This is a genomic window from Phocaeicola sp. RTP21198st1_B8_RTP21198_201120, assembly GCF_040929485.1.
GTDB lineage: Bacteria > Bacteroidota > Bacteroidia > Bacteroidales > Bacteroidaceae > Phocaeicola > Phocaeicola dorei.
The window spans coordinates 1-11,272 of record NZ_JBCOCI010000108.1 but is presented as its reverse complement, the minus strand read 5'-3'; the positions used below and the strand labels follow the sequence as shown (position 1 = coordinate 11,272).

The following is an 11,272-nucleotide window of genomic DNA, read 5'->3' as shown; positions in this document are numbered from 1 at the left end:
CAGGTTTCACATCCGGTTCGGCTTCGTATGGGTAAACATCCATGATGGCGGTTTCGGCTACGGATGCAATCACGTAGTCTGCCATTGTACCTTTCATTCCTTCGTCCAGTTTCTTTACAGCGTCGCGCAGGTCGGAAGCTTGTACTAGTACGGTAGTGGAGGTCTTTTTTTCTGCTCCGCTTTTTTCGTCCAGCGTGATGAAGAACAGCTTGCACTTAAACCAGCGGTCGGCTGCATCTTCTTCAGAGGGGAACAGTTCGCTGTAGTTGGCTCGTTTGATGTCCGAAACAGTGAACTCACCGCTGATATACGGAGTGATTTCTTCAATAATACGGGCTTCTGCTTCAGTAAAGCTCAGCGCGTCAACCAAATAGGGTTCCGTTACTTTCTTGTTCATGCCGTTTTCCATGACTTTTTCGTAACGTATCTTACATTCAAACCAAGTATGCATCATAAAAGTTTATTGTTTTATTGAATATTAAATTGGATACAAAGATACAATTTATTTAATCTTCATCTCCCATTTTACTTAATTTCTTCATGCTTTCCTTATTCCACTAGTTTGCAGCTGTTCAATTGCATGAATTCGTGAATCACTTTTTCATGATCGCCCATTAATATGATGTGATGGTTACCTAAAGGATTACGCATAAAATAGTCTACCGATTTGTCCAGTTTGATTCTTGCTTGTGTGCGGCAGGCATTGATGTAGTTGGTATTTTCTATCAGTTGGCCTGTGGATACGAAATACTCGTCCAGGCATTCTCCTGCGCATTTTATCATCGTGATGCCTCCCGGATGCAAAATACCCTGTATGGCTATTCCGGTTTCTGTTTCAAAATGATTCCGGATGATAAACTGATCCACCATTTTGGTGGCAATCGTACAGTGAGCCATCACTATTTCGTTCAGGTCATCGTTGATGAATGCCGGATTCGCCATGAATCCTGCCTGGCCGGTCAGTGTCTTGGCGATGAGCAGAGTAAAGATGGATTGTAAGTCTCCTTCACATCCGGCCGGAATGCCTTCATCATTAAGCAGGGCAAGTGCCAGACATCCAGTTGTTCCTAATTTCTCAATCAGGGAGAAGCAGGAGAGGGTTACTGCATCCAGCTTTTTTTTCTCGCAAATAATTTTCACTGCCTGATAAAGACGCATGGCTTTCAGCAAATCTTCCGGAGTCCCTTCCCGGCAGGCAATGGCACGGTTGGCAAATACGGACGCCTCATATCCTATATCATCATCCTTTATCTGATAAAAAAGACAATACACTTCCTCCATGGGGATATCAATGAACTCTATTCCCCAGCGGCGTCTGGCAAGCAGGTAATCTACATTGCTGGCCACCAGCCACGGAGAAGAATATCCCACAACTCCGATTCGTTTTCCTCTTACCTCGCGCTGGGCGGCGAAAGCCTTGTGATGATCTATCAGTTGTCTCACCATATTGGGGATAGTGCCATGAATAATATGTACTTTCATTCCTTTGCTGCGTATCCATGTAGCTATTTCCAGGGAAGCAGCCAGTGAGTTCTGTTGTCCGTCGGTCAGCAGATGGATAGGATAGGGAAGTAGTTCGAAGTGTTGGGTGACCATTTTTTCTACCCCGCCCGAAGCGATGAAAGCCATCCGGTAGGCATCTGCCGGAATACTTGCAGCCTCTGTATAAGGTACCAGATGAAGCGTGAAAAACTTCTCGATTTCCACAAATAAATCTTTATGGCAATCATATACAGACTCAATTCTGTTCAAGGAGGACTGGAAGGTTATCAGGTATAGATTCATTTGATATTTTGCTTTGTTTTACTGGAACAAACTTACATGTTTTTTTTTAATAACCCTAAAAAATGCGCATTAAGATAACAAAGATTTAAATTCTTAATTAATTGTTTGCTCGGTTGGTTGCGAAAGTCTATCTTTGCACTTCGATTAAATAATTTTTATAACATTATGCCAATAATATCCATCAGAGGAAACGAGATGCCCGCATCGCCAATTCGCAAATTGGCACCGCTGGCCGATGCTGCAAAACAGAGAGGAGTTCATGTGTATCACCTGAATATCGGTCAACCCGACCTGCCTACTCCGCGAGCGGCCCTTGATGCGATTCGTAATATTGACCGTACCGTTTTGGAATATAGTCCCAGCCAGGGATACCGCAGCTATCGCGAGAAGCTGGTGGGTTATTATAAGAAATATGACATCAACTTGTCTGCCGATGATATCATCATCACTACCGGAGGTTCGGAAGCGGTGCTGTTTGCTTTTCTAAGTTGTTTGAATCCGGGAGATGAGATCATTGTGCCGGAACCTGCCTATGCCAATTATATGGCGTTTGCCATTTCGGCGGGTGCCGTGATCCGCACGGTGACGACTACCATTGAGGAAGGGTTCTCCCTGCCGAAAGTGGAGAAGTTCGAGGAGTTGATAAACGAACGCACAAAAGCTATTCTGATCTGTAACCCGAATAATCCGACCGGCTATTTGTATACCCGCCGCGAGATGAACCAGATTCGTGACATGGTGAAGAAGTATGATCTTTACCTGTTCTCGGATGAAGTGTACCGCGAGTTTATTTATACCGGTTCTCCTTATATTTCTGCCTGTCACTTGGAAGGCATTGAAGAAAATGTGGTGCTGATTGACTCGGTGTCCAAGCGTTATTCCGAATGCGGCATCCGTATCGGTGCGTTGATTACCAAGAATAAGGAAGTGAGAAATGCCGTCATGAAATTCTGCCAGGCACGTCTGAGTCCTCCTTTGATCGGTCAGATTGCTGCCGAAGCTTCATTGGATGCCCCCGAAGAGTACACACGCGAGACGTATGACGAATACGTGGAGCGCCGTAAGTGCTTGATTGACGGGCTGAACCGTATTCCGGGTGTTTATTCACCTATACCGATGGGTGCATTCTATACGGTTGCCAAATTGCCGGTGGACGACAGTGAAAAGTTCTGTGCATGGTGTCTGTCGGAATTCAACTATGAAGGCGAGACGGTCATGATGGCTCCGGCTGCCGGATTCTATACTACTCCGGGTGCAGGCCGTAATGAGGTGCGTATTGCCTACGTGTTGAAGAAAGAGGATCTGGTCCGTGCGTTGTTCGTACTGCGTAAGGCATTGGAAGCATATCCCGGAAGAGTAGAAGACTGATATGGACTGGAAGCTCTTTATTGCCAGACGCATCTATCGCAGCAATGAGGGTGGAAAAGAGGTGTCCAAGCCTGCCGTCCGCATTGCTATGCTGGGCATAGCTATCGGGCTGGCCGTCATGATTGTGTCGGTAGCGGTGGTGATCGGTTTCAAACATGAGGTACGCGACAAGGTGGTAGGCTTGGGGGCCGATATCGTAATAACTAACTTCGACTCCCAGCAATCTTATCAGACGGTTCCCATTGTAGCCAACGACAGTTTGCTCCATCTGTTGAAAACACTGGAAGGAGTAAAGCACGTGCAGCGCTATTCCACCAAGCCGGGAATGATAATGACAAGCGACAGCTTTCAGGGAATGGTGCTGAAAGGTGTTTCTCATGAATACGACTGGAGGTTTTTAAAGAATCATTTGCAGGAAGGGGAGATTCCTGTTTTCTCGGATACTGCCTCTACTAATAAGGTATTGGTGTCCCGCACTATTGCCGACAGACTACATCTGAAACTGGGTGATAAAATCTATACCTATTATATAGAGGACAATGTGCGTGCACGTCGTCTTACTGTAGCCGGCATCTATCAGACCAATTTTTCCGCATACGATGATTTGTTTCTGATAACCGACTTATATACGGTGAACCGTTTGAATAGTTGGCAGAAAGGGCAGGTGAGTGGTATAGAACTGGAAGTGAATGAGTATAGCCGGTTGGAGTCGGTGAAAGAGGAAATCCGTGCACGGGTGGATACGCAGGTGGATGCATACGGAGGTACTTACTATACTCAGAGTGTGGAGGAAGTCAATCCTCAGATATTTGCATGGCTGGATTTGCTGGATATGAATGTGTGGGTTATCCTGTTTCTCATGACGGGGGTGGCAGGATTCACCATGATATCCGGTTTGCTGATTATCATTCTGGAACGTACCAATATGATCGGGGTGCTGAAAGCATTGGGTGCTGATAATTTTGCTATTCGTAAGATATTCCTCAGTTTTTCGGTATTCTTGATTGGCAGGGGGATGGTATGGGGAAATATCATCGGGGTGGCATTATGCTTTATTCAATCTCAATTTCATCTTTTCAAACTGGACCCTGCCACTTATTATGTAGATCGTGTTCCTATTGAATTCAATATTTGGATTTATTTGTTGCTGAATGTCTGTACCTTGCTGGTATCGGTGCTGATGCTTGTCGGGCCGTCATTTCTGGTGACGCGTATTCATCCGGCAAAATCTATTCGGTTTGAATGAGAAGATTCTCTTTCTGCTTTTTCCGTATATCCGGTATTAATCCTTTTTTTCTTATAATGCTAAGGTCTTTTTTTCTTATGATTAAGTTTTTTTATGCGGTAATGTACTACAGTTTCCTACAGTGAATCGTATAGTCCATTATAGTGGACTGTACGGTCTGTTGTGAAAGTCTGTAGTAGTTGATAGAAAGAAAAGGCTTAATTGTTAGGAAGAAATGCTTTAGTTGGGCGGATGTGTTAGAACCAACCCTGCTGCGAATTCGTGACAGGGCCGGTTCTTTATAGAGAGAATGTAAAGTTATGTATAGTATGTCACTTCCTTCAGCTTACAGTTTGCAAAAGAAAGAAACGAAGAAAGGCATGCTTATGTTTATCAGTATGCCGTGGACGATGGCCACGGGTACGGCTTCCGGTCCGGAGCAGCGTGCGATGGCTGCCAGGGAAATGTCGGAAGAACCGATGCCCGCCGCCGAGATAGGTGCCAGATAACCGAAATATTTGCGGAAAAGGGGAGCTCCTATCAAGGCGGTCATTTCCCGGAAGATATTGGATAGTAGCGCGATGGTCCCCAATTCGGTAGCAAGCTGCACACCGATGGAGGGGGATTTGATCTGCGTGATAAGGATGGAGGAAACGGAATAATAGGAGAATCCGCTTCCGACAGCCATGCAGTCGAAGATACTCCAGCGGCTCAAGAGAAAGCCTCCGATAGCGGAAAACAACAGAGTACCGCTTACGGTGGCAAAGGGTACGAGCAGTGTCCTGAAATTGAGGGATAAAACAAACTGCCTGAGGTTGCGGTTGCTTCCAAGATTAATGCCGAGTAACAGCATCAGTACATATAGTACATATACAGAGGTTTGGTGTACGTCGAAGTCCACCGCATAGCTGACTCCGGCTACGCAGCCAAACAAGAAAAAGGCTAGAGTTACAAGACTACTTTTCACCGTTTGCCCCCTTTCCTCTGAAAAAAGATGCGGTATACTGCAAGGGAGGCCATCATGCTGCCCAATATGCTTAATGAGGAGATGACGGCTGCCTGGCCGCAGAAGTAACCAAGATTGTCAATAATCAGTCTGTTAAGACCAATAGAGAGACCTAGTAAGAAAAGTAGCAGACAGACCACGATATGGATGAGAGGAGTGATCTTGCGTATTTGGGATTTATGGCGTAAGGGATAGCCTATAAGGACTCCGACAGCCATTATAGAAATGAAAGTAAACATGAGATTCAACTGTTTTTCTGATTTTACAATACTACTTATAACACGCTTCTAGACAAACGCATTTACGGTATATTGGTAAAGTTGAAAGAACGGATGGACCAGATTATTTTCATACTTATGCTTTCAATTTGAAACTTTTTATTGTTTTTAAAACGGGTGCAAAAGTAGAGTAATTGTCTTTAATATGCAAATAATATACATATTAAATCTTATTGAAGCGAAATATGATATAAAACAAACAATATTGGTGATATTTCGTTGTAAAAAGAAGATTTTAAATTGTTACATTTATAGTTTGACCGAATAATATTGCATGTGCATGGGTGGGTGAAAACAATGAAAAGGGGCTGTTCGGGGTGTGTTAGAGAATATAAAGCGATAAAAGGTTTCAATTTGTTATGCTGGATAATGTGATACTCTTCTATTTTTTCAGGCAGTGATTACATTGGTGGAAAAGTGTTTCTTGCATAACCTTTCTTGGCGGATAAAAATAAATCAGGGCTTGTTTATACAAACCCTGATTTGTTTTTGTCGGATCAAGATGGATAACCGGATTAGAATTCAAATTTTTCTAATTTCATCTTGCCCAATTCTTGCAATTTAGGAACCAAGGTTATAAAATGTGCAGCCTTTTCGTGTGCATCCAGTGACTCAGCATCTTTCCATGTTTCGCAAATCATAAGTACATCTTTACGTGTGGCGCTCTCAAAAACATCATAAGCGATACAACCGTTGTCGTTTAAAGATTGTGCTACCAATTCCTTTGCTGTTTCTAAGACAGCATTGCGGTTACTCTCGTTTACTTGGATAAAAACATTTAATCTGATCATAATTCGTATTATTAAATTAAGAAATGTATAGTTGGTTTCATTCTCTTTTTATTTTCTCATAAACTCATTTTTCCGTCTGAATTTACGTTGTAATTTGAATACCCCATTCCATGCAGGTTGCAGAAAATCGAATAAGGGGAGTAGTGCACAGAACTTCCGTTCGCCAAAAACTTTGGCGGTTTTTCTGAAAACAATCAGTTGCATCGTGAAGCGTGCTAACCATAGCAAAACGGCAATGGCTGCAATAGTCCATTGGTGGAGAAGAATACTGATGGTTATAGTGGCGATGATGGCTGTATAGAACAAGAATCTGCTGCAAGTTTCAAATCCCATGAGATAACGGGCGGTTCCATGAAATAACCGGCTGGTAGCCGCATAGCTTATTTTCTCTTCACACCATATTCTTTTATATTTAGGCATGGCGATTCGCATCAGACTTTCAGGGCTGGCTTCAACTCGTGTATTGTGTGCACGGGCTGTTTCATTGATAAACAAATCATCTTCTCCACGTTGCAGATTCAGGTGGGAGGCAAATCCCTTCTGCTTGTAGTACAGCGTTTTCCGATAAGCCATATTCCTTCCTGTACCCATGTAGGGATGTCCGGAAACAGCCATACCCAAATAACGCATAGAATTCAGTAATGTGTCGAAAGTGATTTTCTTATTAAACCATCCCGGTACTTTTTCGTAGTTGCTGTAGCCTAAAACGATTTCGGTGGCAGGTGTGAAATTACGTGCCATCTGTTTCAGCCATTGATTGCTTTGCGGACGGCAATCGGGTTCGGTAAATACCAGCCATTCATGACGGCTGGCTTTAATTCCCATTGTTATTCCCAGTTTTTTGTGGCTGATATAACGTGCACTGTCGGGGATAAAGGTATGATAGAGATTGGGGTATTTGTCTTCCAGTAATTTCAACGTATTGTCACAATCATCCGCCGGGCGGTCGTAAATCACAATCACTTCGAATTCCGGATAGTCCTGCTCTAAAATAAATGGGAGGTTTTCTTGTAATTCGTGGGTGGCGTCTTTTGCCACAATAATGACAGACAGTGGAGGATTTTGAGTATTTATATCAGTGGCATATGCTGTTTCTCTGCTGTGAGTGTATAGTTTGTTATATAGCCCTAGATAGTAAACAGCCTGCGTGATAAACAAGGCTCCCGAAGCTATTGGTAAGATTGTATCTATGGTGAATAGTTCCATGTGTGATCTGTATTAAAAACGTGCAAAAATACAGCAAATAATTGAATTGTAGCAGAATGAATATTCTTTATTTATTCAAAAGCTCAGATTTAATTATAATTTAATGTTAAAAGTGTGTTTTCGTGAATATTTTTCAAGTATAATTGCTATATTTAAAGAAGTTAACTGAAACCTGTAACAAGTCCTGACCAACGGGCAATTATTATGAGAATACAATTTGAGATTAAAGAAAGTTTGATCAATATACTTGATCAGCTTATGCATTCCGATTTTTGGGCTACGGAAATCAAGGAAGATGAGTCGGGAAAGAAGATTATCAAGATTAAAGACTTGGCTTATAACTTAGAAGCCGTGGCCGAGGTGATGGGGAATGAAATTTTTATTAAAACAGCTTTGTCTAAGTACACTTATCGTATTTATGAGGTGAAAGGGGAGTGTTGGTGTGAGTATGTGGGGGCCTATCGTGGTTTTTTGGAACAGAAGCTCCTTCCAATAATTACTCCGAAGGAAAATCTGTTGGAATGTGAGGTGCTGGATAGTTCTATATTAGGAGGTAAGCAGAAAACTTTGCGTGAGTATGCGGAAGATAATTTAAAGCTAAAGAAATTCCGTGAACAGAATTTTGGTAATAATGGATTCTCAAAAGCGGATCATCCGCGGCGTGTGTATGATGAATTTATAAAAGAAGATTTCATTCCGGAAGATAAATAAGAAACAGCGCCGCTTTGTATCAAAGCGGCGCTGTTTCTTATTTATTCAGGCAGTTGGAGTTGGTTTATACTAACTCTTCTGAAGTATATCCTTTGGGCAATGCACGACAATTGTAAGCCGATGCCATAATTTCACCATATGCTCCTGCTGAACGGAGAGCGAAAAGGTCGCCACGGTGTGCTTTGTTCAAATCAATAGCTTTGCCGAATACATCGGATGATTCGCAGATGGGGCCTACCACATCGTAAGTTTCCATAGGTTCTTCCGAAGTGATATTTTCTATTTTATGGTATGCCTGATAAAGGGCGGGACGAATCAAGTCAGTCATGCCGGCATCTAATATGGCGAACTGTTTGTTGGCTCCTTGCTTTACATAAATCACTTTGCTGATAAGGCTGCCGCACTGTCCTACTACGGCACGTCCCAGTTCAAAATGTAAAGTTTGCTGGGGGCGCAGTTTCAGATGCTTGTGATAAGTGGCAAAGTATTCCGTGAAGTTGGGGATGGCTTGACGGTTGGGGTGTGCATAATCAATTCCTAAACCGCCGCCTACATTGATATGTTCTACTATGATTTGGCGGGCATAGAGTTTTTCCTGTAGTTCGTTTACACGGTTGCACAAGGCTACAAAATCACCCATATCCAAAATCTGAGAACCGATGTGGAAATGTAAGCCTACAAATTTTACATGAGGCAATGTTCCGGCCATATCGATCACTTTGTCCATATCTTCCATGCTGATACCGAATTTGTTCTCTGCTAGTCCGGTGGTGATATTTGCATGGGTATGCGCACCTACATTCGGATTGATACGGAAAGCTACACGGGCTGTTTTGCCTTTGGCGGAAGCTAGTTCATTAATGATTTCCAGTTCGGGTACGGACTCTACATTGAAGCAGAAAATATCATAATCCAGACCCAGATTAATTTCCCAGTCTGTTTTACCTACACCTGCATAGACTATTTTGTTTGTCGGGAATCCGGCCTTAATGGCTGCGCGGATTTCTCCGCCACTTACACAGTCGGCTCCCAGACCGCTTTCGCGGATAATTGTCAGGACTTTGTGGTTAGCATTGGCCTTTACGGCGTAATGCACGCAGAAATTATTGTATTTGCCTGCTTCTTTATTGATGCATGACAAGGTTTCTCGCAGCACATTGACATCGTAATAGTAAAAGGGAGTTTCCAACTCTCTGAACTTGTTTACGGGGAATGTTCCTTTCATATTGTATTTTGTTTTTATGAGCAAGGGCGAATTAAATTCGCCCGAAAACACCAACTTTATAAAGTGAGATGTATTCGGGCGGATTGAATCCGCCCCTACAGTAGAAATTATTTATTGTTGAATAAATGATCGCTTAATGACTGCAATGCTTTCTTCTTGTCTTCTTCACGAATCAGGAAAGAAATATTGTAGTTGCTACCGCCGAATGAAATCATACGTACCGGTATGTCGCGCATGGCGTCCAACGCTTTGGCTTCAAAGCCTACATTTTCCCATTCCAGGTCACCGACTACACAGATGATACACATGTCCTGATCTACGGTTACTGTACCATATTTCTTCAAGTCGTCCAGAATTTCATTCAGATGTTTGGTGTTATCAATGGATACGGAAACGCCAACCTCTGAAGTGCAGATCATGTCGATAGAGGTCTGATAGCTTTCGAAGATTTCGAATACTTTGCGCAAGAAGCCGTGGGCCAGTAACATACGGCTTGATTTGATCTTGATGGCAGTGATATTGTCTTTGGCTGCAACTGCCTTGATTTTGCCTTTTTCCGTATCATTGGAAATCAAAGTTCCCGGGGCTGTAGGTTCCATTGTATTAAGCAGACGGACGGGAATATTGGCATATTTGGCAGGCTGTACGCAAGTAGGGTGCAGAATCTTCGCACCAAAGTAGGCCAATTCGGCAGCTTCTTCGAAGTGCAGGTGACGTACGGGAGAAGTCTTGTCTACGATGCGCGGATCATTATCGTGCATACCGTCAATATCTGTCCATATCTGGATTTCAGAGGCATTTACAGCGGCACCGATCAGTGATGCGGTATAGTCGCTTCCGCCACGTTGCAGATTATCTATCTCGCCGTAGGCGTTACGGCAGATAAAACCTTGTGTGATATAAATTTCAGCGTCCGGATGTATTTCTAGCTGTGCGGCCAGTTTTTCTTTGATATATACAGGGTCGGGCTCCGAGTTCTTGTCCGTGCGCATGAATTCCAATGCCGGAAGTAAGATGGCGTTGACCCCTTGTTCCTGCAAATAGTTGGTAACCATGTTGGTAGAGATCAACTCGCCTTGTGCCAGGATTACTTTTTCTTCGAACAGTGTGAAAATATCTTTTGTATACGAACGAATATAATCGAACTGTGCTTTTATAAATTCCTGTGTTTTCTGCTTATACTCGTCAGTAGAATAAAGTTCATTAACATGCTGTTTATATTTAGCCTCCAGTCTGTTAATGATTTCATTCGCACCTTCGGGATTTTTCTTATACAGATAATCCGAAATTTCAACCAACGTGTTTGTTGTTCCAGACATGGCTGAAAGTACAACAATCTTCTGTTCACCGTCGGTAATTAATTTGGCTACTTCTTTCATTCTTTGTGCAGAACCTACCGAAGTACCTCCAAACTTTAAAACTTTCATTTTCGTTACTGTTTTAGTTATCTATATTTAACTCTATTTCTATTGTTCTCTGTCTGGGCATATATTCATCAGTCACATCTACAATCTGATGGTCGGCACAACGATATACCCTGCCCGGATAATCTTTCAACAGTTGCAAATTGTGCGTCGTCATCACTACCGATGAGCCGGATTCGCAGATATTGTGCAACAATTCAACGATGGCTTTACCTGTTTCCACATCCAGATTTCCGGTTGGTTCATCCGCCAG

At 42.9% G+C, this 11,272-nt stretch carries 11 protein-coding genes and 1 pseudogene; 3 read left to right on the top strand and 9 right to left on the bottom strand.

Annotated elements, in window-relative coordinates:
* Positions 1 to 454 (bottom strand): DUF4494 domain-containing protein (locus AB5935_RS22050; RefSeq protein WP_368327568.1); only part of this gene is annotated, 454 nt, incomplete at its 3' end.
* Between the two features lie 95 nt (positions 455 to 549).
* Positions 550 to 1,785 (bottom strand): fucose isomerase, encoded by a 1,236-nt coding sequence (locus AB5935_RS22045; RefSeq protein WP_007832588.1) that lies wholly within the window; start codon positions 1,783 to 1,785, stop codon positions 550 to 552.
* A 165-nt stretch (positions 1,786 to 1,950) separates the two neighbouring features.
* Between AB5935_RS22045 and AB5935_RS22040 the strand changes: the two genes are divergently transcribed.
* Both AB5935_RS22040 and AB5935_RS22035 read left to right on the top strand, forming a co-directional pair.
* Positions 1,951 to 3,153 carry a pyridoxal phosphate-dependent aminotransferase gene (locus tag AB5935_RS22040; RefSeq protein WP_007832590.1) on the top strand — a complete coding sequence of 401 codons (1,203 nt, stop codon included), beginning with the start codon at positions 1,951 to 1,953 and terminating at the stop codon, positions 3,151 to 3,153.
* 1 nt (position 3,154) lies between these two features.
* Complete coding sequence (locus tag AB5935_RS22035; protein WP_007832592.1) at positions 3,155 to 4,399, top strand: ABC transporter permease; 1,245 nt, start codon at positions 3,155 to 3,157, stop codon at positions 4,397 to 4,399.
* A 325-nt stretch (positions 4,400 to 4,724) separates the two neighbouring features.
* Here the strand turns inward: AB5935_RS22035 and AB5935_RS22030 are convergent, their stop codons facing one another.
* The 4 genes from AB5935_RS22030 to AB5935_RS22015 form a co-directional block, all read right to left on the bottom strand.
* Positions 4,725 to 5,345 carry a lysine exporter LysO family protein gene (locus AB5935_RS22030; protein WP_007832595.1) on the bottom strand — a complete coding sequence of 207 codons (621 nt, stop codon included), beginning with the start codon at positions 5,343 to 5,345 and terminating at the stop codon, positions 4,725 to 4,727.
* A complete protein-coding gene (locus AB5935_RS22025) occupies positions 5,342 to 5,623 on the bottom strand; it encodes a LysO family transporter (RefSeq protein ID WP_007846535.1) in 282 nt (93 codons plus the stop codon). Before AB5935_RS22025 ends, AB5935_RS22030 begins: the two co-directional genes overlap by 4 nt.
* Before the next feature lie 554 nt (positions 5,624 to 6,177).
* Positions 6,178 to 6,453 (bottom strand): putative quinol monooxygenase, encoded by a 276-nt coding sequence (locus tag AB5935_RS22020; RefSeq protein WP_007832603.1) that lies wholly within the window; start codon positions 6,451 to 6,453, stop codon positions 6,178 to 6,180.
* Positions 6,454 to 6,501: 48 nt separating this feature from the next.
* Complete coding sequence (locus tag AB5935_RS22015) at positions 6,502 to 7,659, bottom strand: glycosyltransferase (protein ID WP_007840360.1); 1,158 nt, start codon at positions 7,657 to 7,659, stop codon at positions 6,502 to 6,504.
* A 204-nt stretch (positions 7,660 to 7,863) separates the two neighbouring features.
* Here AB5935_RS22015 and AB5935_RS22010 point away from each other — a divergent pair, with 204 nt between their 5' ends.
* On the top strand, positions 7,864 to 8,370 hold the full coding sequence (locus tag AB5935_RS22010) for a hypothetical protein (protein WP_007832608.1): 507 nt from the start codon (positions 7,864 to 7,866) through the stop codon (positions 8,368 to 8,370).
* 64 nt (positions 8,371 to 8,434) lie between these two features.
* Here the strand turns inward: AB5935_RS22010 and lysA are convergent, their stop codons facing one another.
* From lysA to AB5935_RS21995, 3 genes and pseudogenes are all read right to left on the bottom strand, one after another.
* Positions 8,435 to 9,595: a diaminopimelate decarboxylase gene (gene lysA / locus AB5935_RS22005; protein WP_007832610.1), complete on the bottom strand. Its 1,161-nt coding sequence runs from the start codon at positions 9,593 to 9,595 to the stop codon at positions 8,435 to 8,437.
* Between the two features lie 107 nt (positions 9,596 to 9,702).
* Positions 9,703 to 11,022 (bottom strand): aspartate kinase, encoded by a 1,320-nt coding sequence (locus tag AB5935_RS22000; RefSeq protein ID WP_005841213.1) that lies wholly within the window; start codon positions 11,020 to 11,022, stop codon positions 9,703 to 9,705.
* 13 nt (positions 11,023 to 11,035) lie between these two features.
* Positions 11,036 to 11,272: pseudogene (locus AB5935_RS21995) on the bottom strand (phosphonate ABC transporter ATP-binding protein); the annotation flags it as partial.